The sequence below is a fragment of the Micromonospora sp. AKA38 genome, assembly GCF_027925725.1.
Lineage (GTDB): Bacteria > Actinomycetota > Actinomycetes > Mycobacteriales > Micromonosporaceae > Micromonospora.
Window position 1 is genome coordinate 1,826,056 of sequence record NZ_BNEI01000005.1, and the last position, 23,916, is coordinate 1,849,971.

At 71.9% G+C, this 23,916-nt stretch carries 21 protein-coding genes; 11 read left to right on the top strand and 10 right to left on the bottom strand.

Annotation, left to right across the window (positions count from 1 at the left end; all coding sequences use genetic code 11):
- Positions 1-17: 17 nt before the first annotated feature.
- Positions 18-3,614, bottom strand: coding sequence for a BREX-2 system adenine-specific DNA-methyltransferase PglX (pglX, locus tag TPA0908_RS25095; RefSeq protein WP_281941878.1), 3,597 nt, complete (start codon positions 3,612-3,614; stop codon positions 18-20).
- Between the two features lie 94 nt (positions 3,615-3,708).
- The gene (locus TPA0908_RS25100; RefSeq protein WP_281941880.1) at positions 3,709-4,554 is read right to left on the bottom strand and encodes an alpha/beta fold hydrolase; all 846 of its coding nucleotides are present in this window, start codon (positions 4,552-4,554) and stop codon (positions 3,709-3,711) included.
- A gap of 73 nt (positions 4,555-4,627) precedes the next feature.
- On the opposite strand from TPA0908_RS25100, the gene TPA0908_RS25105 reads away from it, so the two are divergent.
- Positions 4,628-5,038 carry an aminoglycoside phosphotransferase/kinase family protein gene (locus TPA0908_RS25105; protein WP_281941883.1) on the top strand — a complete coding sequence of 137 codons (411 nt, stop codon included), beginning with the start codon at positions 4,628-4,630 and terminating at the stop codon, positions 5,036-5,038.
- Positions 4,998-5,399: a phosphotransferase gene (locus TPA0908_RS25110; protein WP_281941886.1), complete on the top strand. Its 402-nt coding sequence runs from the start codon at positions 4,998-5,000 to the stop codon at positions 5,397-5,399. Before TPA0908_RS25105 ends, TPA0908_RS25110 begins: the two co-directional genes overlap by 41 nt.
- Before the next feature lie 6 nt (positions 5,400-5,405).
- Here the strand turns inward: TPA0908_RS25110 and TPA0908_RS25115 are convergent, their stop codons facing one another.
- A complete protein-coding gene (locus TPA0908_RS25115) occupies positions 5,406-5,645 on the bottom strand; it encodes a winged helix-turn-helix domain-containing protein (RefSeq protein ID WP_281941888.1) in 240 nt (79 codons plus the stop codon).
- A gap of 314 nt (positions 5,646-5,959) precedes the next feature.
- Between TPA0908_RS25115 and TPA0908_RS25120 the strand changes: the two genes are divergently transcribed.
- Positions 5,960-6,238, top strand: a complete 279-nt coding sequence (locus TPA0908_RS25120; protein WP_281941890.1) for a DivIVA domain-containing protein — start codon at positions 5,960-5,962, stop codon at positions 6,236-6,238.
- Here the strand turns inward: TPA0908_RS25120 and TPA0908_RS25125 are convergent.
- Positions 6,229-6,432 (bottom strand): hypothetical protein, encoded by a 204-nt coding sequence (locus TPA0908_RS25125; protein ID WP_281941892.1) that lies wholly within the window; start codon positions 6,430-6,432, stop codon positions 6,229-6,231. The genes TPA0908_RS25120 and TPA0908_RS25125 overlap by 10 nt on opposite strands.
- Positions 6,433-6,662: 230 nt before the next feature.
- Here TPA0908_RS25125 and TPA0908_RS25130 point away from each other — a divergent pair, with 230 nt between their 5' ends.
- Positions 6,663-7,802, top strand: coding sequence for a Shedu anti-phage system protein SduA domain-containing protein (locus TPA0908_RS25130; protein ID WP_281941894.1), 1,140 nt, complete (start codon positions 6,663-6,665; stop codon positions 7,800-7,802).
- Positions 7,803-7,825: 23 nt separating this feature from the next.
- On the opposite strand, the gene pglW is transcribed toward TPA0908_RS25130, so the two are convergent.
- Positions 7,826-12,241, bottom strand: coding sequence for a BREX system serine/threonine kinase PglW (pglW, locus tag TPA0908_RS25135; RefSeq protein ID WP_281941896.1), 4,416 nt, complete (start codon positions 12,239-12,241; stop codon positions 7,826-7,828).
- 88 nt (positions 12,242-12,329) lie between these two features.
- Positions 12,330-12,878 (bottom strand): hypothetical protein, encoded by a 549-nt coding sequence (locus tag TPA0908_RS25140; RefSeq protein WP_281941899.1) that lies wholly within the window; start codon positions 12,876-12,878, stop codon positions 12,330-12,332.
- A 472-nt stretch (positions 12,879-13,350) separates the two neighbouring features.
- Between TPA0908_RS25140 and TPA0908_RS25145 the strand changes: the two genes are divergently transcribed.
- Complete coding sequence (locus tag TPA0908_RS25145) at positions 13,351-14,247, top strand: hypothetical protein (protein WP_281941902.1); 897 nt, start codon at positions 13,351-13,353, stop codon at positions 14,245-14,247.
- Between the two features lie 175 nt (positions 14,248-14,422).
- Here TPA0908_RS25145 and TPA0908_RS25150 read toward each other — a convergent pair whose 3' ends face one another.
- Positions 14,423-16,174: an ABC transporter ATP-binding protein gene (locus TPA0908_RS25150; protein ID WP_281941904.1), complete on the bottom strand. Its 1,752-nt coding sequence runs from the start codon at positions 16,172-16,174 to the stop codon at positions 14,423-14,425.
- Positions 16,175-16,294: 120 nt separating this feature from the next.
- Between TPA0908_RS25150 and TPA0908_RS25155 the strand changes: the two genes are divergently transcribed.
- Positions 16,295-16,714 (top strand): MarR family winged helix-turn-helix transcriptional regulator, encoded by a 420-nt coding sequence (locus tag TPA0908_RS25155; protein WP_281941906.1) that lies wholly within the window; start codon positions 16,295-16,297, stop codon positions 16,712-16,714.
- Between the two features lie 30 nt (positions 16,715-16,744).
- On the opposite strand, the gene TPA0908_RS25160 is transcribed toward TPA0908_RS25155, so the two are convergent.
- On the bottom strand, positions 16,745-17,950 hold the full coding sequence (locus TPA0908_RS25160; RefSeq protein WP_281941908.1) for an RNA polymerase sigma factor: 1,206 nt from the start codon (positions 17,948-17,950) through the stop codon (positions 16,745-16,747).
- The gene (locus tag TPA0908_RS25165) at positions 17,947-18,297 is read right to left on the bottom strand and encodes a YciI family protein (protein WP_281941910.1); all 351 of its coding nucleotides are present in this window, start codon (positions 18,295-18,297) and stop codon (positions 17,947-17,949) included. The genes TPA0908_RS25160 and TPA0908_RS25165 overlap by 4 nt, the downstream gene beginning before the upstream one ends.
- A 121-nt stretch (positions 18,298-18,418) precedes the next feature.
- Between TPA0908_RS25165 and TPA0908_RS25170 the strand changes: the two genes are divergently transcribed.
- The 5 genes from TPA0908_RS25170 to TPA0908_RS25190 all read left to right on the top strand — a co-directional run bounded on the left by TPA0908_RS25170 (position 18,419) and on the right by TPA0908_RS25190 (position 22,690).
- On the top strand, positions 18,419-19,744 hold the full coding sequence (locus tag TPA0908_RS25170) for a flavin monoamine oxidase family protein (protein ID WP_281941911.1): 1,326 nt from the start codon (positions 18,419-18,421) through the stop codon (positions 19,742-19,744).
- Between the two features lie 121 nt (positions 19,745-19,865).
- Positions 19,866-20,612: a lysozyme gene (locus tag TPA0908_RS25175; protein WP_281941912.1), complete on the top strand. Its 747-nt coding sequence runs from the start codon at positions 19,866-19,868 to the stop codon at positions 20,610-20,612.
- A 67-nt stretch (positions 20,613-20,679) separates the two neighbouring features.
- Positions 20,680-21,354 (top strand): peptidoglycan recognition protein family protein, encoded by a 675-nt coding sequence (locus TPA0908_RS25180; RefSeq protein ID WP_281941913.1) that lies wholly within the window; start codon positions 20,680-20,682, stop codon positions 21,352-21,354.
- Between the two features lie 174 nt (positions 21,355-21,528).
- Entirely contained in the window at positions 21,529-22,086 is a 558-nt protein-coding gene (locus TPA0908_RS25185; RefSeq protein WP_281941914.1) for an NADAR family protein, read from the top strand.
- 94 nt (positions 22,087-22,180) lie between these two features.
- Positions 22,181-22,690 carry an NUDIX domain-containing protein gene (locus tag TPA0908_RS25190; RefSeq protein ID WP_281941916.1) on the top strand — a complete coding sequence of 170 codons (510 nt, stop codon included), beginning with the start codon at positions 22,181-22,183 and terminating at the stop codon, positions 22,688-22,690.
- A 13-nt stretch (positions 22,691-22,703) separates the two neighbouring features.
- Here the strand turns inward: TPA0908_RS25190 and TPA0908_RS25195 are convergent, their stop codons facing one another.
- Positions 22,704-23,870 (bottom strand): LLM class flavin-dependent oxidoreductase, encoded by a 1,167-nt coding sequence (locus TPA0908_RS25195; protein ID WP_281941918.1) that lies wholly within the window; start codon positions 23,868-23,870, stop codon positions 22,704-22,706.
- Positions 23,871-23,916: the final 46 nt, after the last annotated feature.

Below are 23,916 nucleotides of genomic sequence, written 5' to 3' on the forward strand. Positions count from 1 at the left end.
GGAGTCAGCGTCGACTTCTATCTGCTCGCCGCCCGGGCGGCTCGGCCGCGGGTGGCCTTCGGCGGGCGCCACGAGGTGAGCGCCTCGTCGGTGAGGTGCAGCCGGTTGGTGGTCTCGGCGAGGAAACCGGCGTAGATGTCCGCCGGGGACGAGCCCCACATCGGGTCGAACTCGCCGTGCCACTGGCGTACCCAGGGCAGGATCTCGCGCAACCCCGCGACCAGCGGCAACAGCCGGTCGGCGGCCCAGCCGTCCTCCTGCTCGCGGGCGACGACCAGGGTGGCGAGGGCCTGGGCCTGCTCGCGGTGGTCCCAGCCGGCCCAGCCGACCAGCAGCGACGGGTCACCGTCGCGACTGGCACCGGGGTACGAGACGAAGCGTTCCTTGGGTACGTCGAGCTTGCCGCGGTGTTTCCAGTAGCTGCCCTTGAGGAAGTCCGCCGAGGTGTACTTCGGTGGCACCGGGATCCGCTTGCGGAACTCCCGCTTCGCCGCCTCGTCGGGCAACGCGTCCTCCTGCCGTTGCAGGTCCCACACCTGCTCCCAGTCGGCCCGCTTGGACAGGCCGGAATCCTTGTAGCGCAGCGCGGCCAGGTGCGGCACGTGCTCGTCGGCGACCAGGTCGGCGATCACCTTGCCGAGATCCTGACCAGGGGCGTAGATGCCGGCGACGGTGAGCACGTCGGCGTCGCGGCGCAACTCGTCAGCGAGCTGCGCGGTGGTCAGCGGGCGCGGCTGCTCCAGACCGTCGACGTGGTGGTACCACAGCTCCCGCGCCTCGCACCGGTCCAGCAGCCAGTCGCGCAGCGCCTTGCGCTGCATCGCTTCCCAGCCCTCGGTGGCCCACCGCCGCTTGCACTCCGGCCGCTCGATCAACCCGATGTTGCGGTTGCCCTCGATGACCGCGATCCGCCGCTCCACGACCGCCCGGTACTCAGGCGACCAGTGCGCCGGCAGCTCAGTGATCGGCTCCGACCCGTGCCGCACGAACCACTGGGTCTCGAGGCCCTCGTCGCGCATCTTCCGGGCGAGCACGATCTCGAACGCCCGCTCCCCCAGCTTCAACTCCTGCACTGCGTCGGCCGGAGCGGTCAACTCCTCGTCCAACAGTCCGTAGAGCGAGTAGACCTGCCAGTCCAACTCCTCCTGCAACGCGATCATGCGCGCCCGGACCGAGCGCCACTCGTCGGACGCGGCGGCCAGCCGTTCACGGGTGGGCACGCCAGAATCCGCGACCGCCGCCGGGCTCACCGCAGCGAGCCGCTGCGCCAGGCCATCGATCTCCCGGCTCAGTTCAAGGGGGTACGCGGACGGAAGCGGATACTCCTGCAGCTTGGTACCAGTGAACTCGTAGAACTCTTCCCACTCGTCGCCACGGTAGCCCTCGTTGACGCCGCCGTTGCCCTTGCCATGACTGACCTGCTTGAGCCAGAAGCAAGCGGTGGAACTGTTCAGAAGCCCCTCGAAACCCACTTCATCGGCAGGTAGTTCACCATAACTGAGCGCAAAGGTAGGGACATGTTGATTAGTGACATGATTGTCACGGTTCACGAAGGCGCGGTTATGTGTCGCAACCTTTGCGAAGCTGATAGCGATCGAGCCCTTGGTGCGAGCGGGGATCCATCGATACCACGCCCACCATGGCACGCCCGCCTGCGATCTTGTCTTACCAGAAAAATCTAGGGTGGCGCCGATGATCTGCCTTGCCGCCCAGATATGCCGAATCCAGGGATTGCACACATCCCCGATAGACATCAACTCGCCTGAGGAATCATAGGGCGCCAATGCGATCCACTGACCGAAGGCACCCCAATCACGAATATCCTCGCCAGCAACAATTGATCGCATTAGCTCCGACGGGGTGCTGAACCGCCGGTGCCAGCTGCGCGGGAGATAGAAGACGTCGTCACATCCAGAGAAGGCTGCAACCCCAATCGCGCCGTCTACGAAGTCGATCAAACGCCGCCCAGAATCTTCGAGCCTCGCCACTACGCCAGTTGCAACACTACCGCCAAGGCTCCACGGGTACTTAGAGAGTTCCAGCCGGGGAACCTCCAATACCTCGATCCACTCACTCTGCGAACCGGGCTTATCGATCTGATATTCGATGGCACTCCAAACGTTGCCCTCGCTTGCCACCAGTGGCTCACCCGGCTCTCCACGAAGACCCGCGAGCACCCGGATAGATGGACTTGCACCGTGATGACGTCCCCGACCGACGAGAATCACAGTGGGCGTGCCATGGCCCGGGACGTAGGCACCAGAGGTGTCGACGACATACGTAAGGCACGCCTGCTTTGGCAGCACTTCTTCAATCAACTGCTTCCCGAACTCGCGCTTCATGAACGAGTTGGACGTGATTTGACCGAAGTAGCCAGCACCTCGCCCGGGCCGTGCAGACATAGTCAACTGAGCAAGACGTTCAACGAAAGGAACCGAGAGGGGGTAGCGGCCAGCGCACGAGTCATAAATATCTCGGTATAGTTTGTTGAGTTTCTTGTCCTTGACAGTGATATACGGCGGGTTGCCTACAACCACATGATAGCGGCCGGCAGCGAGAATTTCAGGATACTCCTCGACATCTTCCGTTGCATAGAAAAAGGCGCTTGGATCATTAGCATCACTGCCAAAAAGAGCAAGTTGCCTATTCTTAACTAGAGCATCACCAACAGCTAAATGCAGCGGAAGGGTGAGATCGCCAATCTCGCGGAGGGTGTCTATCCGACAAGCTTTGAGCGCGGCAACAAGCAGACGGAAGCGGGCAATGGCAACAGCGAACGGGTTGATGTCGACGCCGTGGACGGCGTCGAGCGCGAGCCGCACCCGCTCCCGAGAGTCCCGGTTGGGGGCGTGCTGCTCCCACTCCTTCAACAGCCGGTGGAACGCGCCGAGGACGAAGTGGCCCGAGCCGCAGGTCGGGTCGATCATCTTGACCACGTCGTGGCCGAACTCGGCGATCGCCGGGGTGAGCGTCAGGTCGAGGATGAACTCCTCGACGAACTCCGGCGTCTGGAGCAGCGCATACGTCTTGCGGGCCGCCTCGGACAGGTCCTGGTAGAGGTCACCGAGGAAGCGGGTGTCCCACTCCGGATCGGTGAAGTCGTGCACCAGCCCGCCGGCCTCGCCGCGCCGACGCCAGAACGCGATCAGGTTCTTCGCCTCGTCGTGCGACAGCGGGATCTGGTAGAGCGGGTTGTGCCGCTCGTCGAACAGCGACTTACCGGCCTGCGTGCTGGCGATCGCGGCGAAGCCCTGCTTCAGCCAGCCGCGAAGCGTCTCGTTCGGCTGGTCGCGGAAGAACTGCGCCTCGGCCTCCTCGGCGAGGACCAGCCGGTCCCCCGGGCCGGACAGGTAGGGGTCGGGCAGCAGGCCGTTGTCCTCGCAGAAGCGCACGAAGACGGTGCCGAGCACCCAGGCGACGGCGGCCTGCGTCACGCGCTCGTCGCGCCAGGTTGTCCAGGTGGCGGCGGTGCGCCCGACCTTGAACGCGTGGTCGTACTCGCCGCGCAGCTTGAGGCGCACCTCCTCGACCGACTCGGCCTGCTCCCGCAGGTCTTTTTCCAGATTCTTGACCTGCTTCTGCAAGTCGGACAAGAGCAGCTTCCGGTCGATCACGCGAAGACTCTAGCCGTCCCGTGCACGGGACGGGGGTACCCGTAAGTACCGATCTGATCGACAGGCCGCTACCGAGTCAGGTTCGGACGACGGCTCACGCCGTCGCGGCGAGGAAGGTGGTCACCGCTCGGCGGAAGTCGCGCGGATTCTCGACCCACGGCAGATGACCGGATCCGGGGAGGCTCACCCGCTCGCAGTTCGGCAACGCCTGCTCCAACGAGTCGACGCCCCAGCGGGGACGGATGTCCTCGGGTCCATCGATGATCAGCACGGGCACCTCCAGCGTTCGGCACCGCGCGGCAATGTCGGCGTCCCTCAGCTCCCATTTCACCTCGGCGTTGATGGCCTGGTTGCAGTCCCGGTTGAGACCCAGCCACGGCGTGGCCATGTCCTCGGCGTGCCGCAGCGCGGTGTCCGGATCGGCGAAGTCGGCCGACCACTGGAGGACCGCCCGTTCGCGCTCCACGGCCGGGGTGAGGGCGCGTTCGTCCAGCGCCTCCCACCGATCCCGGTGGGGTTCGAGCCGCCGCCGGAGGTTCCGCTCGTAGTGCGGGTGCCAGCCTCGTTCGGGGTCGATGCCGGTGCCGGAGGCGTAGATCAGGTGACTGACCCGCTCGGGGTGGTCGAGCGCGTACCGCAGCGCCAGGTGCGCGCCCCACGAGTGTCCCAACAGCGCCGTTCGCGGTCCGGCCAGGCGCTCGCGCACCGCGTCGAGGTCGGCCACGAAGCGGTCGACCGTGTACGGCCCGCGCCGCTCGGAACGCCCACACCCACGCTGGTCCCACCGGATGACGCGGACGTGGTCGTCGAGCAGCCGGGCGACCGGGCCGAGGTAGTCCCACATGCCCGGACCGCCGTGACACACCACCAGCGGCGACCCGGCGCCGGCCTGGTCGGCCCACAGGCGACAACCGTCATCGGTACGCACGTCTGCGGTCATCGCGACAGTATGGCGACCCGTGCGCCGGCCGGCGGGGCCTGCGGCGCGACGGTCGATGTGGCACGTTGGGCGGATGAGTGCCGAGGAGGTCCCGCTCGCCGGCGGCAACGTGTCGGCGGGCGTGGTGCGGGTCGGAGACACCGTACGCCGGCAGGCCGGTCCCTGGACCCCGGCGGTGCACGCGCTGCTCGACCACCTCTGGTCGGTCGGCTTCCGGGGCGCGCCCCGGCCGCTCGGAATCGACGGGCACGGCCGGGAGGTGCTCGCCTACGCGGTGGGTGAGGTGCCCTGGCCGCACCGCTTCGACCTGCTCGAACCGCTGGAACAGCTCGCCCGGCTGGGTCGACTGGCGCGCGAGCTGCACGACGCGCTCGCCAAGTTCACGCCGCCGCCGGTACGCGCGGTGGAACGCCCTGATCCCGGCCGACCGGAACGAGATGATCGTGCACCACGACCTCGCGCCGTGGAACCTCGTGATCGGTGACCGCTGGGTCGTCATCGACTGGGACAATGCCGGGCCGGGCTCACGCCTGTGGGATCTCGCCTACGCGGCGCACGGCTTCGTCCCGCTGTCGGCGCACCCCGACTGGCAGCGCGCCGACGCGGGGCAGCGACTGCGCGCACTCGTGGACGCGTACGGGCTGGACGAGCGGCAGCGCCGCGACCTGGTGCCGCTGCTGACCGTGCGGGCCCTGGCGATGCACGACTTCCTGCGCGACCAGGCCGCGCTCGGCGTCGAGCCCTGGACGACGCACTGGCGGACCGGGCACGGCGACACGTGGCGAGCCGACGCCGAGTACACCGAGCGGCGCACCGACCAACGGATGAGGGCTCTGCTGGACTGACGCTGGTTACGGCTCTCTCATCCAGGTCTTCGGATCCGTCACGAAGACGCCCTTGCCCTGCTGCCGCCGGATCACCCGCAGCGCTTCGAGGCGAACGTAGGCCAGTTGCACTGTTCCGTAGCTGACGCCGTAGTCCGCGCGGGTCTGCGCGACCGACGGCAGTCGATCGCCGGGCTTGAACTTCCCTGACTTGACGTCAGACATCACGTCGTCAGCAATGCGGAGGTACTCGGCTGATTCGGGCATTGCACTCCTCGCGTGGCAACCCGAATTCGATCACAACCCAAATGTCTTAGCAATGCACTTTGACTTCCCTGTGTTCCCTAGTTATGTTGGAGCGGAGCCGGTCCTCGCGTGGCAACGAGTTCGGCTCATTCCCCCGGTCGGGGCGGGTGCGCGTGCCCGTCCCGACCCACCGACGCGCTTCGTCCCCGTACCGCCGATCCGGGCTGCGGCGGCGGAGCGGGCGGGCCGTCCGCACGCCGGCCGCGGACGGCCCGCCCTTCCAGACCCACCGCACCGACCCTCCGCGCTTCCGCCTGCCCTCAGAAGGGACCGATGTGACCGAGGTGTATCGCTCCGGCCAGCTCTACGGGACCGGACTGCCGGCCCGGATGACCCCGCACGAGGCGCGGAACCGCGCGTTCGACCCGCGCCGTCGAGGTGTCGACCAGGATCAGGTACGCGCGTTCCAGACCGAGGTCGCCGACGAGCTAACCGACCTGCACCGGCAGATCCGCCGGCTGACCGTGGAGAACGAGCGGCTGAAGCGGGCGGTGCGTGACTGGCAGGCCATGCACGCCCGCGAGTGCCGACCACCGAACCAGGGTCACTGGTAGCGGTGCGTCCGCAACCGGGTGACCTGCTGCGAATCGACGGCCGCGCCTCGGTGCAGTTCGGCGGCGACCGCGCCTTGACGCTCCGGGTCGTCTCGGTCGGCCCTGAGCTGACGCACCTCGGCTGGATCTGGCTCACCGGCTACGTCCTCGACCGTCATGGCCTCGCCACCGCGAAGCGCGAGATCTTCGTCCAACTTGCCGGCCTCCGTCCCGCCACACCCGCGCGACCTTCCCAGCGGTCGCCGAGTCTGCAACCCTCCGCAAAGCAAGACACGAAGGCCGTGAGCAGCGTCGGACAACTGCCCTCCGACAGGCCCGGCAATGAAATGTCGGTGGCACCCACGATGATCGTCGCGCTGGTATCGACTGAAGGCGTGAGGTGGAGGGTCCAATGGCAACCCGGTCCGACTACACCCTCCGTAAGTTGATCAAGAAGATCGTCTCCCTCGGCGTCTCTGACCACGTCGGGAGCGTCCTTCAGGACGTGCTCCGTCACATGGGCGAACGAAGCCCGTATCGCGGGGGCAAGGAGCTGGTGTCCCTGCTCCGCTATGCCGAGTCCGCCGCCCGCCAGGAACAGGATGCCCTCGTAAGCGAACGCATCGAGGATGCTCTGGCCTACGCCATGAACACCATGCTGCGACCGGACATCGAGATCAAGTATCAGCTCTTCGAGGGTGCCAGGTGGAGCACGCTCCGGTTCGTCCGAAACACCTTCGACGGCATGAGCAAGCTCGTTCTCAAGTCGGTCGAGGACTTCTTGTCGGACAATCCGACTGCCTCTGCTGCCGAAGTGCAGGCCCACCTCGTCGAGTTCTTCGATTCTGCGAAGGAAACGTCGGAGTCTGAGGAGCAGCCTGGGCACTACCGGATCCTGCGCGGCATGCGAGAGCATTCGGCGTGGTTCAGCGAGGTGCTGAGCAATCGCCTTGTCGTCGAGGGACCCAGCGAGCCAACCACGCACGCTGCCGGGCACAGGCCCGCTGAGGTCGAACGACTGAGCCTGGACGATCTTGTCCGGCTCGCCCAGATCAGAGCCCGGACCGCCGGCCTTCGAGAGCTGCGAGCTGTCGTGCACAACCCCCACAGCTCCGAACATGACCTGCAGAGCACTCTGGAGAGGAACCTCTGGATCTTCGGAGGATCCTTCTTGCCAGCTCTCGGCCGCCGTCGACTCGTCGCCGGGGACGAGCTGGACATCCCCTTGCTGCGGCCGGACGGCTCCCTGCACGTGGTCGAGCTGAAAAAGGCCAACCTGGCGATCATGACTCGTCAGCGTCGGGGGCTGATCCCCAACGCCGAGGTGCACCGCGCGGTCGGGCAGGTGATGAACTACCTCCTCGCTCTCGACGAGGACCGCTCACGCATCCTCGACCAACACGGAGTAGACGTGCGCAGGGCGAGTGCGACAGTGGTCATCGGCCACCCTCGTTTCCAGCCGAGCGTCGAGGAGGCGGACACGAACGAGGTCCTGCGGACGTACAGCAGCCACCTGGCGCGGATCGAGGTCGTCACGTACAAGCAGTTGTTGGATGGCGCCGAGAGGGCGTTGAGTCTCGCCTGAGCGCCGTCACGGGTGCTCGACGATCAGGCGCTCACCGTGCTGCGATGGGCGTTGACGACCCAGGCGTCCGGCAGGGCGATCCACTCGTTGTCGCCCACCCGCACCACCGAGCCGTCCAGCTTCGGCAGCAGCGCCGGGTCGTCCATCGGGCAGAGCACCCACACGCCGCCCGCCCCGGCGCGCGCCGCGTCCGCCAGCTCGTGCAGCCGCTCCATCGCCCGGTAGCGGGCCAGCACCGCCGCGTCGTGCAGCAGCACCGGCCCGGCGTCCACGCTCAACCGCGCGCGCAGGAGCGGCACGACGAGTTGCCACGCCTGCTCGACGTACTCGCCGAGCTTGATGGCGGCGCGCGAGTTCTCCGGCGCGTTGTCGGCGGCGACCACGGTCTCCCAGGTGGGTTTCGGTCGGGCGTCGACCAGACCGCGAAGCTCCCGCACGAACTCCTCGGCCACACTGACCGGGCGGGCGTCGAAGCGGCGGACCAGTTCCTCGCGGGCCGGCGCGTAGCGGTTGAGGCGTACCGTCAGGGCCCGGAACCCGCCGGCGGACCTGGCCCCGGTCAGGCGTTCCTCGGCCCGCATCGCCTCGGCCAGCTCGGGCGACTCGGCCGCCCACCGGCTCGGCACGGTGCTGGCGGACGCCTGTCGCTGGATGATCGACATGGATGACGAGCCGGCGCGCGGCGGCGGCGGGAGGAACCGGTCGCCGTCCCGTCGCAGCGCGAAGCCCGCCTCGTCCAGCAGGCGATCCAGCCTCCGGTCCGTCGGCAGGGGCGCCAGCTCGGGAAAACGCGCCGACACGCGCTGCTGCACCAGCTCCGGGCTCAGGGCCCGCTGGTTGTCCGACGCCGGGGGCACCACGCCGGCCTGGGCGAGCCGCAGCGCCCGCACCGGATCGAGGTCGCGCGGGTAGAGCTCCAGCCGCGCGGTGGCGGCAGCACGCTCCGAGGCCACCGCGGCGAGCAGGACCCGCCGCCGCTCGTCGATGACGTCGGCCGCGCCGCCGGGCGCGGTCACCGTGGCGAGGGTTCGCATCACCGTCGCGGCGCTGGGCAGCACCTCGCTGGCGGCGAGCCGGTCGGCGGCCTCGCCGAGCGCGTCGGCGTAGTCGAGCAGCGCCGGCGCGGCCGGGGTGTCCGGCGCGTCGTCCTCGCCGGCCTCCAGCGCGAGGAGCAGGCGGTCGCCGCGCGGGTGCGGCTTGCCGTCGATGTCGGCGCGGGCGTGCCGGCGCAGCAGCAGGCGCGGCTCCTCCTCGAGCGCGTCGATCTCGACGGCCGCCCGCACGGCGGCGACCGCGACCGCGAGCCGCAGCGCGTCGCCGGTGCGCACCGAGCCGCGGCTGGTCAGCAGCGCCGCGGCAAGCTCGGCGCCGCCCATCACCCGGCCGCCGTCGCGCAACAACTCGACGATCTGGGTACGCACGCTGCGCACCACCGACAGCTCGTGCCAGCGTTTGCGCTGCTTGCCGAGGACCTGCGCGATCCGGCCGGGGGTCACCCCGACGGCGGCGGCGACCAGCGGCTGCCGCGGCCACAGCGGCAGCGCGGGCAGCGCACCGGTGTCGTCGGGCAGGTTCAACAGCAGCCGCGTCGCCTCGGCCTCGGCGGTGTTGCGGCTGGTGCGGGCCGGTACGAGCAGCGTGGCGATGGCGTCCAGACCGACGCGCACCGGGTCGGTGTCACCGGCCGTGGTCTCGGTGGCGGCCTCGACGCTGGCGGCCCGGCGGGCGGCCGGCGAGGTCGGGATGGTTTCCCGCTCCCCCAGCCGGCTGCGCCACTCCTTGACCCGGCGCTGCAACTCCTTGCGCGTCTTGGCGCCCAGGCCGGGGAGCGTGGCGAAGGTGTTGTTGCCGACCGCGAGCAACTCGCCGACGGTCGTGGCGTCGACCCGGTGCGCGGCGGAGACCGCCCGCGGGGTGAGCCCGGCGGCCTCCAGCGCGGTCGCCCGGGTGGCCCGCGCCGCCGCCTCCTCGCGGATCTGCTCGGCGACCTGCTCGTCGGGCTCCTCGGCCTCGGTCTCCGGGTGCTCCGAGCCGACCGGGGTGCTGGCGTCGGACCGGCGGAACACCTGCTGCCAGGCGTCGCGCATGTCCTTCAGCGAGCCGAAGCGCCGGCGGTGGTCGCGGTGCAGGGCCTGGTGGAGGAACTCGACCAGGCCGTCGCGCACCGCCGGGTCGAACGCCTCCGCCGCCAGCACCGGAGGGCCCTCGGTGAGCTGCGGTTCGGTGCCGCCGTCACCCCAGACCGGCAGCTCGCCGGAGGCCATCTCGTGCAGCGTGACGGCGAGGGCGTACCACTCGGCGTGCTTGTCGTAGACCTGCCGGTTGGCGGTGCCAAGGAACGGGTCCAGGTAACGGGGGGTGCCGGCGGCGAGTTCCTTGACCGAGACCCCGGCCAGTGAGAAGTCGAAGAGCACGAGCTGGCGGGTCCGGTTGGGCCGGACCCGGACGGCGATGTTGTCCGGCTTGATGTCACGGTGGTAGACGCCCTCGCCCTCCAGGTAGTCGAGGGCGCCGAACAGGTATTCGCTGTAGGTCTCCAGCTCGTCGACGGTGAGCCGGCCCTCGTCGCGGAGCTTGCGGGCCAGGGTCAGCTCGCCGGCGTGCTCCAGCACGACCACGGTGCGGTCGGCGATCCGCAGCGGCTCCGGCCTCGCCAGCCGGATGATCCGGGAGTCGGTGAGCGGGCGAAGCACCTTCGCCTCGTGGGCGAGCCGAGCGGCCTTCTCGTCGGAGAGGCCGACCTTGAGCACCTCGTCCCGGCCGGTGCGCTCGTTGTGGGCGAGGAACGCGCGGCAGGTCGAGCCGGTGCCCAGCCGCTTCCTGATCGTCCACTCCCCGACCCGGTCCCCGCCGCGTGCCTCCAGCGGATCGGTCTCCGCCGGCTCCGGCTCGTCCGGATGCGTCGACGGCGGCGGGGCGGTCAGCTCGTTCTCGACCTCTTCGAGCATCTCGACGAAGTCGGCGACCGTGGTGAGGCGTTGCGCGGGCACCGGGGCGGTGGCCGCCTGGACCAGATCGTCGGCGAACTCGCTGATCCCGTCGGTCACCGACGAGGGACGCAGGCCGTTGTCACGGGCCAGCCGGGACAGCAGCTCCTGCCGCTTGGCGGCGGGCGGCTGGCCGGTGAGGATCAGGTAGGCGAGCGCGCCCAGACCGAACACGTCCATGGCGATCGGGTCCGGTCGCGGCGCGGTCAGCTCGGGCGCGAGGTACGCCTCCGCGGACAGCTCGATGTGCGCGGCGGCGTGCGAGGAGATGCTGACCGGGTCGCCACTGCTGCCGCCGCTGGTGTCCACCGCGCGGGTGGCGGCCTGCCAGTCGCTGAGCTGCAACTGCGGCGTGAGCCACGCCTCCTCCTCACTGCCTCCGCGCCGCCGCCGGCCGGGCGTCACCAGCACGCTGCGGGCCGACAACGCGCGGTGGTGGAGGTGACGCCGGTGCGCGTAGGCGACGGCGTCGGCGATCTGGCGGATCAGCGCCACCCGGGCCAGCGGGTCGAGCCGCTCACCGTACTGGGCGACGTAGTGGTCGAGCCGGACGGCTCGGGGATCGTGCCGGAAGATCAGCGCCGGTCCGGCCTCGTGCGACTCCATCGAGTCGACCCGCACGATGCCGGGGTGGTTGATGCCGTGCAGCACCGTCATTTCGCGCCGGGCCGCCCGCTCGATGCTGGCCCGGTCGGCTTGGACGGCGTTGCGCTCCACCAGGTAGATGCGGATGCGGCGGTGCTCCCGCTCCAACTCGCGGTGGCGGGCGTGATGGTCCTGCCAGGTGGGGCCGAGATCGTAGGGGCGCGATTCCAACTCCCACGACCCGACCTGGTAGTGCTTGCGGCTGCGGGCCACCCCCACGGCTTCGAGCAGGCCGGGCAGCGCTGCGGAGACCTCCTTGCCGACCCGCTGCCGTTCGTCCTGCGGTGGCCGTTGCAGCAGCGAGCCGATCGCGGGCAACGGGCCGGACTGGTGCCCGGGCGACGGCTCGGGCCCGTAGACCCCGTGCAGGTGGTGTTCGGAGAGCTCGACGTGCAGGCCCGGCTTGGACAGGAAGACCGCCGCCTGCACGAACGGCACCCTGATCGGCGTGCCCCTACGCCGGGCGGCGGCTGCCTGGAGGAGCCCCTTGAGCTTCTTGGCCTTCATGTCCGCGAGGTGCAGCGGGTTGTCGAACGTCCGGGTACGGCTCGGGCTGGTCTGGATCCAGTTGGAGCCGCTCGAGGTCAGCCGGCCGGTCAGGCTCTTGATCTCGATCAGGTAGAGCCCACCGGGGCCCGCCACCAGCAGGTCGACCTCGTAGGGATGCCCGGTCGGGGCGGTGAAGGTGAAGTTCGACCAGGCTCGGTAGGGCTCGGTGTCGGGCAGCAGCGCCTGGATGTACGCCAACGCCTCCCGCTCGTGCGCGAACTGCGACGGGGTGATCGTCGTCCACCGGCCTTCCTGCATGCAGGAGATGCTAGGCCGCCAGCCGGCGGACCCGGATCCGCCGGCTGACGGTGGCGAGCTTGCAGCCGCCGGCCCTGGGATCATCCGGTCAGTCCTGCGTGCAGGCGAACAGGGTCCAGGCGTCGACCTCGGTCGGGTTGAGTGGCCGGGCCCCCGGAAGGTAGGCGGACAGGTCCCGGAAGTCAGCGGTCGCGTTGTGGACGCACACCGCGAGCGCGCCGTCGAGCAGGTCGCGTACGGCCTGCGACTCGGGCGCGGTCACGTCCTCCAGCAGCGGACTCCACACGTCGAGCGTGAACACCACGTGGCAGGCGCTCTGGTCGGCCTTCACCACGCAGTAGTAGCGCCCGGTGTCGGCCAGCCGGTTGCGGATGTTCGCCCAGGTCATCGCGCCGGAGATGTCGGCGACGTCCGCGCCGGGCGCGCACGCCATCTGGAAGAACCAGCGGGTCGGGTCGCCCTGGACCACCGCGCCGTAGACCAGGACCAGCCCACCGTGGTGGTACACCACGAAACCCTGCACGTCGGGGGTGAGGGTGAGGAAGTCCGGGGTCCACACCCGGTCGTACTGCCGCTCCGCGAGCGACCTGAGGAATTCGATGGTCCGGCCGGCGGCCCGGCGAGCTTCCACGCCCATGCGTTCAGTCCCTCCCGCGCCCGGCCCGGCGGACGTCGGCTTGTCGGCACGCAACCACGCCATGACGGTCGTGACCGGCACGGCTCCGGCGATCAGCATTCGCCCCCCACGGGAACGACCGCGGCCATCGGTGGCGCCCCACCACCCGAGGGGTTCGCGGAAGCCTCACGCTACGAAGCGCGACGTAGCGGAATCAAGACATCACCCTGAGATCAGGGTCCGGTCTGGACGGTCGGTCCCGTTGACGGGACCGACCGCACTGAGCACGTTAACAGACCCGGCGGCAAGTCCCGTCGATCGGACTACCCGACACGTCGTCCGATCGGCCGAACGCGAGCGACGGGCCGCCCGCGCGGCTGCCCACCCCGGCCGTACCCGGTTGTTAGGTTGACTCCGGGACACCCCTCACCCGACCGACCCGCCGCCCCACGACGGCCGGGCGGCCGGCTGCCGTCCGGCGGAGAGGGGTGCGATGACGGCGATGCCACCGGATCCCGGCCCGACCGGCCGGCGACCGGGCCCCGGCGCACCTGTCGACGGCCGGCGGCGACGCTGGGCCGGACGGGCCCGGGCGGTCGGTGACGCGGCGCGCCGGCGCGCCCGGCGGTTCTGGGCCGGCGCGCAGCCCACGCTGCGAGGCCTGTGGTGGACCGAGGAGCCGGCGACGCCGGTGACCACCGTCGACCGGCGACAACCGGAGCAGTTGGTGGTGCCGGCCCAGGGCCAGGTCTACGTGTTCGGCGTCCGGGCCACCTACACCTGGTCGTCGGAGACCGCCCGGCCGGAACTGTTCGGCTGGTACGTCGACTATTTTCAGCCGCAGGCGACGCAGCGGCTGCACCGGCTGGCGGTCCGCTGCGCGGCGGAGGTGCCGCCGCACCGTCCGCGCGACCTGCTCGCCGCGCTGACCGCGGCGCTCGCCGAGCACGATCCACCACCCTGGGCGTACGCGCGGGGCGACGTGACATTCACCTGCGAGCCCGACGTGACGGTGCACCTGGACGAACGGGTCCGCCGGCTGCTCCAGCCGTACTGGGAGCAGCGCATCGCGCTGGAGTGCGAACGCGACCTGGCCCGCCGACGCGCCGAGTACGCCGAGGAACGCCACCGGCGCGACCCGCCGTCCACCCCGTCCGGGCCGCACCCGGACGCGAGCCGCCCACCCAGGGATCCGGCGGACCGGACGGACCCGACGCGGCCGACCAGACAAGCGAGCCGTCCCGCGACTCGGGGCGGACCACGCCCCGGCACTCCGGTGGAGGCGTTCACCCCGCTGGAGCCGCTGCTGCCTCCACCAACCCCACGCCCAACTCCCCACCAGCGGCCCTATCCGTCCTCACCGAACGACCCGAACCCGCCCACCCCCTGAACCACCACCCACCACTCCCGCGCCCATTCCCGCGCCCGCGCCCGCCGATCTTGGACTTGTGGTGCCATGGAATGTTCTTTCTGATGGGAATTCGGAGGTGCCACAACTCCAAGATCGACGCGCCGGGCACGCGCGGGGCGCGCGGGGTACGCCGGGTGGCGGGGCGGGGCGGGGGTCAGCCGACCAGGGTGGCGTAGCGGCCCCGGTGGTCGAGCAGGGTGGTGTGGGTGCCGGACTCGACGATGCGGCCGTGGTCGAGCACGGCGATCCGGTCGGCGTCGCGCACGGTGGAGAGGCGGTGCGCGATGGTCACCACGGTCCGGCCCCGGGCCAGCTCGTCCAGGGCCCGCTGCACCGCGCGTTCGGTCTCGGTGTCCAGCGCGCTGGTCGCCTCGTCGAGCACCAGGATCCGCGGGTCGCGCAGCAGCGTCCGGGCGATGGCCAGGCGCTGCTGTTCGCCGCCGGAGAAGCGGTGGCCACGGGAGCCGACCATGGTGTCGTACCCGTCGGGCAGCGCGGCGATCAGGTCGTGGATCCGGGCGGCGCGGGCGGCGGCCTCGATCTCGGCGTCGGTGGCGTCCGGCCGGGCGTACCGGAGGTTGTCGCGCACCGTGGCGTGCAGCAGGTACGTCTCCTGGCTGACCACGCCGACGACGGCGGCCAGGTCGGCCAGGCGCAGGTCGCGCAGGTCGACGCCGTCGATGGTGATCCGGCCGGCGTCCGGGTCGTGCAGGCGGCTGATCAGGGCCGCGAGCGTGCTCTTGCCGGAGCCGGTCTCACCGACCAGGGCCAGGCTGGTGCCGGCCGGCACGTCCAGGGTGACGCCGGCCAGCGCGGCGGTGTCGCTGCCCGGATAGCTGAACGTGACGTCCTCGACGCGCAGGTGGCCGCGGACCGTGGCCGGGTCCAGCGGCGTCGGGCGGGCCGGCTCGGCGACCTCGACCGGCAGGTCGAGGTACTCGAAGATGCGGGCGAACAACGCGAGCGAGGCGGTCAGCGTGACGCCGACGTTGAGCAGGCCCATCAGCGGGCGGAACAGGTTGCCCTGCAACGCGGTGAACGCGACCAGCGTGCCGATGGTGAGCGTGCCGGCGGTGCCGGGCAGGCCGGCGCCGAGGTAGATCACGGCGGGGATGGCGGCGAAGACCACCGTCATGGCGGCCATCCGCCAGCGGCCGGCCAGTTCGGAGCGCAGCTCCAGGTCGACCAGGCGGGCCGAGGAGGCGGTGAACCGGTCGACAAGCGCCGCGCCGGTGCCGAGCGTCTTGGCCAGCCGGACGCCGCTGACCGACAGCCCCTCCTCGATGGTGACGGTGAGGTCGGCCAGCTCGCGCTGGCGCCGGGCGGTGATCTCCCGGCGCAGCCGGGCGACGCGGCGGGTGAGCCACAGCGCGGGCGGCAGCACGATCACCGAGACGAGCGTGAGTCGCCAGCTCAGCGCCACCATGGCGACGGTGGTGGCGACGACCGTGGTGAGGTTGGCGGCGATGGAGGTGGCGGTGGAGGTGACCACCGACTGCATGCCGCCGATGTCGTTGGTGATGCGTGACTGCACCTCGCCGGTGCGGGTGCGCACGAAGAAGCCGATCGACTGCCGTTGGAGGTGGGCGAAGACGTCGGTGCGCAGCCGGTGCATGACCTCCTGGCCGACGCGGGTGGAGATCCAGGTCTGGACGACGCCGAGCACGGCGGTGACGGCGGCCACCGCGATCATGGCCGCGACCAGCCAGGCCAGCAGCGTCAGGTCGCGGTCGGGCAGGGCCCGGTCGATCACGGTACGCAGCAGGAACGGCGAGGCCATCGCGATGATCGACGACGCCACGATGATCGCCACCACGGCGGCGAGCGGGCCGCGGTGGGCGGTGAAGAGGCCACCGATGCGGCGTAGCGACACGTCGCGGGCCTGGGCCTTCTCGGTGGGGGACACGGTTCGGCCGGCTCCGCGGCCGTCGGGGATGCGATCCAAGGGGGCGCTCCTTCGTCGAGGGTAATACTGAGGTTACCTCATCATGAGGGAACAACAGGATCGGCTGCTACCGTATTCCGGGTGAGCGGCAGCGACGAGGAGAGCCCGGCCGAGACGTTCTGGGCGGTGGCCCGACGGCTGCGCCACCAGACGAAGCGCGCGCTGGAGCCGTGGGAGGTCAGCCCGGGGCAGGCGCGGGCACTCGGCGTCCTGCTGCGGCACGGCGCGTTACGCCCCGGCGCGCTCGCCGAGCACCTGCACATCGCGCCCCGCTCGGCCACCGAGGTGGTCGACGGCCTCCAGGAGCGCGGCCTGGTCGAGCGGCGGCCCGACCCGGGCGACCGGCGGGCCACGCTCGTCGCGCCCACCGCCGAGGGCGAACGGGTCGGCGCCGCCATCCGGGCGGCCCGGGCCACCGAGGCGGAACGGTTCTTCGGCGCGCTCGACCCGGGCGACCGGGCGGAGCTGACCCGGATCCTGCGCCGGCTGCGCGACGAGTAGCCCCACCCGGCCAACCGGCCGGCCGTGGCGCTACCCGGCCAACCGGTCCCGGCGGCGGCGCAGGAACGTCCGCTCCGCCTCGTTGCCGGTGCCGGCGATCGCCTCGTCGTACGCGGCCCGCGCCTCGGCCGGCCGGTCGAGGCGGCGCAGCAGGTCGGCCCGGACCACGTGCCACACGTGGTACCGGGCCAGGTCGAGCCGGTCCACCTCGGCCAGGGCGACGGCCGGTCCGCGTACCTCGGCCAGCGCGACCGCCCGGTTGAGCGCCACCACCGGCCCCGGCGCGCAGGCTGCCAGCCGGTCGTAGAGCGCGAGGACCTGACCCCAGTCGGTGGCGGCGGCGGTGGCCGCGTCCGCGTGCACCGCGTTGATCGCGGCCTGGATCTGGTACGGGCCGGGCCGGTCCCGCCGCAGGCAGCGGCGCACCAGGTCCTGACCCTCGACCACAAGCGTCCGGTCCCAGCGGCTGCGGTCCTGTTCCGGCAGCGTCACCGGCACCCCGTCCGGGCCGGTCCGGGCGGCCCGCCGCGCCTCGGTGAGCAGCATCAACGCGAGCAGTCCGAGCGCCTCCGGCTCGTCCGGCATCAGGGTCACCAGCAGCCGGCCCAACCGGATCGCCTCGGCGCCCAGCTCGACACGGCCCAGGCGCTCCCCCGCGCTGGCCGTGTGCCCCTCGTTGAAGATCAGGTAGACCACGGCCAGCACCGCGCGCAGCCGGTCCGGCAGGTCGGCGTCGCGGGGCACCCGGTACGGGATCCCGGCGTTCCGGATCTTGGCCTTGGCCCGGACCAGGCGGCTCGCCATGGTCGACTCCGGCACCAGGAAGGCCCGCGCGATCTCGGCGGTGCTCAGGCCGCCGAGCAGGCGCAACGTCAACGCCACCCGGGCGGCCGGGCCGAGCGCCGGGTGGCAGCAGGTGAAGATCAGACGCAGCCGGTCGTCGGTCACGGGCCCCTCCTCTGCGGGCGGGTCGGCGGCGTACAGCAGGGCGGCCTGGGCGTGCCGGGCGGCGCGGGTGGACTCGCGACGCAGCCGGTCGATCGCCCGGTTGCGGGCGGTGGTGACGATCCAGCCGGCCGGGCTCGCCGGCGGCCCGTCGACGGCCCAGCGGCGCACCGCGACGGCGAACGCCTCCTGGACCGCCTCCTCGGCGAGGTCGATGTCGCCGAGCAGGCGGACCAGGATGGCCACCACGCGGCCGTACTCGGCCCGGAAGACGCGTTCGACAGCGGTCATCCCTCGCCCTGGAACGGCCGGACCTCGATCGGCAGCGTGGTGGCGCGGGCGTAGCGGCGGCCCCAGTCCAGCGCCGCGTCCAGGTCGGGGGCGCGGATGATGGTGACGCCGCCCAGGTACTCCTTGCCCTCGGCGAACGGCCCGTCGGTGACCAGCACGTCGTCGCCGGCCGCCCGCAGCACGGTCGCGGTCTCCGGCGCGTGCAGGCCGTCGCCGAACACCCAGCAGTCGGCCTCCCGCAGCTCCCGGCCGATGGCCTCCACCTCGCGCATCACCCCGGCCAGGAACGCCGGGTCCGGCCGCTGCGCGCCGGCCGGCTGGTACATGCTGATCAGGTACTGCTTCACGGTTCCTCCTCGACACCACGGGCGACCCCCTGCCGCCCTCCACCCTTCACACGAACGGCGGACGCCGGTCTCGACACGCCGGGCGGGCGAGATTCCCGCCGGGATCCGGGTATGCCCGGCCGTGGGCGACGGCCGGGTGATCGTGGTGGGAGCGGGGTTCTCCGGGTTGGCCTGCGCGCTCGCGGTCGAGGCGGCCGGCGCGCGGTCGCTGCTGCTGGAGGCCCGGGACCGGGTGGGCGGCCGGACGCTGAGCCGACCGCTGCCCGGCGGTGGCTGGCTCGACCTCGGCGCGCAGTGGATCGGCCCCACCCAGGACCGGATGTACGCGCTGGTCGCCGCGTACGGCCTGGAGACGTTCCCCTCGCCGGCCCGGGGCGCGGCGACGCTGGTGCTCGACGGTGCGCCGGTGGCCGGGCCGCCGGCCGGGCTGGCCGGGCTGCTCGACACGCTGGACGCGCTGGCGGCCGGGGTCGACCCGGTCGCGCCCTGGCGGGCCGCCGGGGCGGCGGAGTGGGACCGGACCACGCTCGGCGGGTGGCTCGCCGTCACCGCGCCCGACCCGGCCACCGCCCGGTACGCCGGCCGGCTGCTGGCCGGTGGGCTGCTGGCCGCCTCGCCGGCCGAGGTGTCGCTGTTGCAGATGCTGTTCTACCTGCGCAGCGGCGGCGGCGTCGGGTCGCTGCTCGGCATGGCCGGCGGCGCCCAGCAGGACCGGATCGTCGGCGGGCCGGCGGCGCTGGCGCAGCGGATGGCCGACGCGCTGCCGCCGGATCGGCTGCGCCTCGACACGCCGGTGGACGCGATCGCCCAGGACGCCACCGGCGTCCGGGTCCTCGCCGGCGGTCAGGCGCACCACGGCGACGCGGTGGTGGTCGCGGTGGCCCCGGCGCTGGCCGGCCGGATCCGGTACGACCCGCCACTGCCGGCGCTGCGCGACGGCCTGACCCAGCGGATGCCGATGGGCGCGGCGGTCAAGGTGCACGCGCGCTATCCGGAGCCGTTCTGGCGGGCCGACGGCCGCTCCGGGGTGGCCACCACCGACACCGGGCCGCTCACCGAGACGGTGGACAACTCGCTGCCCGGCTCGCCGGGCGGGGTGCTCACCGCGTTCAGCTACGGCGCGCAGGCGCGGGCGCTGCGCCGGCTGTCGGACGGGGCGCGCCGAGCCGCGTTGCGGGACGCGCTGGCCACGCTGTTCGGCCCGACCGCCGCCGACCCGGTGGACCTCGTCGAGTACGACTGGTCGGCCGACCCGTGGACCCGGGGCTGCTTCTGCGGCATGGTGTCGCCCGGCTCCTGGTGTGACTACGGCCCGGAGCTGCGCGCGCCGGTGGGCCGGGTGCACTGGGCCGGGACGGAGACCGCGACCCGGTGGAGCGGCTACCTGGAGGGCGCGGTGACCGCCGGCGAGCGCGCCGCCGCCGAGGCCCTCGGCAGCCTCGGCTGACCCGAATTCAAAGAAAATCTTCGATGCGTCTCTTGAAAAGTTTCTCCACCCTGTGACCTAATGTTGACAGTTCCTTTCGGTACTCCCGCCGCCGCGAGGCGGCAACCCCCAGGGAGGAAAGATGCACCGTCACCTGCGATCGGCGCTGCGCGCGGCCGGCGCCGCCCTGCTCGCCACCGTCACCGCCGCCGCCGCGGCCCTGGCCGGCGCCGCGCCCGCCCAGGCCGCCCCGGCCGGACTGCCCGGCATGGACGTCTCCAGCTACCAGGGCAACGTGAACTGGTCCGGCGCCTGGGCCAACGGCGCCCGGTTCGCGTACGTCAAGGCGACCGAGGGCACGTACTACACCAACGCCTACTTCGCCCAGCAGTACAACGGCTCCTACAACGTCGGGATGATCCGCGGGGCCTACCACTTCGCCCGCCCGGACACCACCACCGGCGCGACCCAGGCGAACTACTTCGTCGACCACGGCGGCGGCTGGTCGCGGGACGGCCGGACGCTGCCCGGCGCGCTCGACATCGAGTACAACCCGTACGGCGCCACCTGCTACGGGCTGAGCCAGGCGTCGATGCGGAGCTGGATCGCCTCGTTCGTCAACCAGTACTACGCCCGCACCGGCCGGTGGGCCACCATCTACACCACCACCGACTGGTGGAGCACCTGCACCGGCAACACGTCGCAGTTCGCGGCCAACAACCCGCTGTGGATCGCGCGGTACTCCAGCAGCGTCGGCACGCTGCCGGCCGGCTGGGGCACGTACTCGTTCTGGCAGTGGTCCTCCTCCGGCGTGTTCCCGGGTGACCAGAACGTCTGGAACGGCACGCTGGACCGGCTCCGCGTGCTGGCCTGCAACGGCACCTGCTGACCCTGCGGCGGGGCGGGTCGCTGCGGCCCGCCCCGCCGCCGTGTCCGAACCCGACGAGGAGGCCCCGATGTCCGTTCCTCTCCCCCGGCGGGCCGTGCTGCGCGGCGCGGTCCTGCTCGGCGCCGCCGCCGGCGCCGGCGCGCTGACCCAGGTCGGCGCCGGCCACGACGCCCGGGCCGCCGCCACCCGGGTCGACCAGCCGACCATCGCCAACTGCGCGACCTGGGGCGCCCGTCCCCCGTCGTCGCCGGTGAGCGTGGTGCAGAGCCGACCCAACAAGATCATCATTCATCACACCGCGTTCCCGAACACCACCGACTACAGCCTCACCCAGGCCTACCGGAACTCCCGCGACATCCAGAACCTGCACATGGACAGCAACGGCTGGCTCGACTCCGGGCAGCACTTCACCAACAGCCGGGGCGGTTACCTGACCGAGGGCCGGCACGGCAGCCTGTACGGGCTGCTGCACGGGCAGAGCATGGTGCAGGGCGCCCACTGCGTCGGGCAGAACAGCCAGGCCATCGGCATCGAGAACGACGGCATCTACCTCGACGTGCAGCCGCCGCAGGCGCTCTGGGACAGCCTGGTCTGGTTCTGCGCGTTCACCTGCCAGCAGTACGGCATCGCGCCCACCGAGATCTACGGGCACAAGGACTTCAACTCCACGCAGTGTCCGGGTCTGCTGCACGACCGGCTGCCCGAGCTGCGGCGTACCGTCGCCGGCCGGCTCGGCGCCTGACGGTCCCCGCGGGACGCCCCCGGCGAGCGGGTCGCCGCCTTCCACACCCACCCCTGAGGTAAGGCGGGGCCCCTTCCTCACGTATTCGGTAGAGGAAGGGCCCCCGCTCGACTCGACGGGCCCGCCCGGAAAGCGGCGTGCGGAACGTCGGTGGGGGCAGGCAGGATGCGGGGCATGCCGATCCGATCCGTCGCCGACCTGACCGCCGCCCTCGACGCCGGCCAGTCGGTGAGATACCTGCACTTCTGGGGGCACCGGCCGCAACGGGACGGCGGCGTCGGCGCCGGCTGCCTGAGCCAGTGGTGGCCGGCGGCGTTCACCGTGGACGGTCGGGAGTTCGCCACCGCCGAGCACTGGATGATGTGGCACAAGGCCACCCTCTTCGACGACCACGCGATCGCCGAGCGGGTGCTCGCCGCCACGCACCCGCACCGGGCCAAGGCGCTCGGCCGGCAGGTGCGCGACTTCGACGAGGCCGTATGGGTGGCCCGCCGCCGGGAGATCGTCGTGGCCGGCAGCGTGGCCAAGTTCGGCCAGGACGAGCCGTTGCGGCGGTTCCTGCTCGGCACCGGTGACCGGGTGCTGGTCGAGGCGAGTCCGACGGACCGCGTCTGGGGCATCGGTCTGACCGCCGACGATCCGCGTGCCGCCGACCCGGCGACGTGGCGGGGCGAGAACCTGCTCGGTTTCGCCCTCATGGAGGCACGCGAGCAGTTGGCGGGCCGGGCGTGAAGGCGGCCGGCCCGGTTCCGGCACCGGGTTCCGCGCCGGGTGCGCCACCCGACGGGGCAACTTGGCGGCCGGTGGGCCGGGTAACGTGCGCGACGTGACCGCGTACTCGCACTGTTCCTTCTGCGGCGCGGCCTACCCGGCGGACGCCGGGTGGCCCCGCGTCTGCCCGGCCTGCGGCGAGACGGTGTGGCGCAACCCGCTGCCGGTGGCGGTGGCGGTGCTGCCGGTCCGCACGCCCGACGGGCTCGGCGTGGTGGTCGTCCGCCGCGACATCGAGCCGGCCCGCGGCCAGCTCGCGCTGCCCGGCGGCTACATCGAGCTCGGTGAGGAGTGGGAAGAGGCGCTGGTGCGGGAGCTGCGCGAGGAGACCGGGCTGCTCGCCGAGGCCGGCGAGGCGCGGCTGTTCGCGGTGCACGGCACGCCGGCCGGCGGCACCATGATGGTCTTCGGCGTGCTGCCCGAGCGGCCGGTCGGCGACCTGCCGCCGTCCGCGCCGACCGAGGAGGCCACCGAGTGGCTGGTGCTCACCGAGCCGGTCGAGCTGGCGTTCTCCACGCACACCCGGGTGCTCGCCGACTTCCTGGCCGGCCGGCGCCCGCGCTGACCACGGTGGCGGCTCAGCCCCGGGCCGGCACCGGCCGGGGTGCGAACGGCACCCCGACCGACGCCTCGACGGCCGGCTCGCCGGCCGGGTGCCGCCACAGGCCACGCCGGCGCAGGATCGGCAGCACGCCCTCGCCGAACCAGTACGCCTCCTCCAGGTGCGGGTGGCCGGAGAGGATGAACTCGTCGATGCCGAGCGCGTGGTAGTCAGCGATCCGGTCGGCGACCTCGGTGTGGCTGCCGACCAGCGCGGTGCCCGCGCCGCCCCGGACCAGCCCCACCCCGGCCCACAGGTTGGGCGCGATCTCCAGCCCGTCCCGGGAGCCGCCGTGCAGGTCCAGCATCCGCCGCTGGCCCTCGGACTCGCTGCGCCGCAGCCCCTCCTGCACGGCCCGGATGTCGTCCTCGGCGATGCCGTCGAGCAGCCGGCGGGCCTGCGCCCACGCCTCGTCGGCGGTGTCCCGGCTGATCACGTGCAGCCGGATGCCGTAGCGCAGCTCGCGGCCGGCCGCGGTGGCCAAGCCACGGATCCGGTCCAGCTTGTCGGCCACCTGCGCGGGCGGCTCGCCCCAGGTCAGGTAGACGTCGCTGTGCCGGGCGGCCACCGGCCCGGCGGCGGCGGACGACCCGCCGAAGTAGACCGGCGGCACCGGGTCGGGCAGCCGGCCCAGCCGGGCGCCGGAGACGCGCAGGTGGGCGCCGTCGTGGTCGACCGTCTCGCCGCGCCACAGCGCACGCACCACGTGCAGGAACTCGTCGGTACGCGCGTACCGGGCGTCCTTGTCGAGGTAGTCGCCGTACGCCCGCTGTTCGGTGGACTCGCCGCCGGTGACCACGTTGAGCAGCAGCCGGCCGCCGGAGAGCCGCTGGAAGGTGGACGCCATCTGCGCGGCGAGCGTGGGTGAGAGCAGGCCGGGTCGGAACGCCACGAGGAACCTCAGCCGCTCGGTCACCTGGGTGAGCATGGCGGTGGTCAGCCAGGCGTCCTCGCACCAGGCGCCGGTGGGGGTCAGCGCGCCGACGAAGCCGAGCTGTTCGGCGCTGCGGGCGATCTGGCCGAGGTAGGCCACGTCGGCCGGGCGGGCGCCCCCGGCGGTGCCCACCGGCACACCGTGCCCGCCGCCCACGATGTCCCGGCTGTCGCCGTACGTCGGCAGGAACCAGTGGAAGGTGAGCGACATGGGGGCCTCCGGCGCGGGTCGGGCGGGCCGCCTCCTGAGGGGTGGG

What these genes read in the sequence shown, in the direction of transcription:
- TPA0908_RS25145 (WP_281941902.1), top strand. Translation starts at nt 13,351, where the DNA reads ATGACGGCGATGCCACCGGATCCCGGCCCGACCGGCCGGCGACCGGGC.
- TPA0908_RS25175 (WP_281941912.1), top strand. Translation starts at nt 19,866, where the DNA reads ATGCACCGTCACCTGCGATCGGCGCTGCGCGCGGCCGGCGCCGCCCTG.
- pglW (WP_281941896.1), bottom strand. Translation starts at nt 12,241, where the DNA reads ATGCAGGAAGGCCGGTGGACGACGATCACCCCGTCGCAGTTCGCGCAC.
- TPA0908_RS25100 (WP_281941880.1), bottom strand. Translation starts at nt 4,554, where the DNA reads ATGACCGCAGACGTGCGTACCGATGACGGTTGTCGCCTGTGGGCCGAC.
- TPA0908_RS25195 (WP_281941918.1), bottom strand. Translation starts at nt 23,870, where the DNA reads ATGTCGCTCACCTTCCACTGGTTCCTGCCGACGTACGGCGACAGCCGG.
- TPA0908_RS25105 (WP_281941883.1), top strand. Translation starts at nt 4,628, where the DNA reads ATGAGTGCCGAGGAGGTCCCGCTCGCCGGCGGCAACGTGTCGGCGGGC.
- TPA0908_RS25140 (WP_281941899.1), bottom strand. Translation starts at nt 12,878, where the DNA reads ATGGGCGTGGAAGCTCGCCGGGCCGCCGGCCGGACCATCGAATTCCTC.
- TPA0908_RS25115 (WP_281941888.1), bottom strand. Translation starts at nt 5,645, where the DNA reads ATGCCCGAATCAGCCGAGTACCTCCGCATTGCTGACGACGTGATGTCT.
- TPA0908_RS25185 (WP_281941914.1), top strand. Translation starts at nt 21,529, where the DNA reads ATGCCGATCCGATCCGTCGCCGACCTGACCGCCGCCCTCGACGCCGGC.
- TPA0908_RS25160 (WP_281941908.1), bottom strand. Translation starts at nt 17,950, where the DNA reads ATGACCGCTGTCGAACGCGTCTTCCGGGCCGAGTACGGCCGCGTGGTG.
- TPA0908_RS25180 (WP_281941913.1), top strand. Translation starts at nt 20,680, where the DNA reads ATGTCCGTTCCTCTCCCCCGGCGGGCCGTGCTGCGCGGCGCGGTCCTG.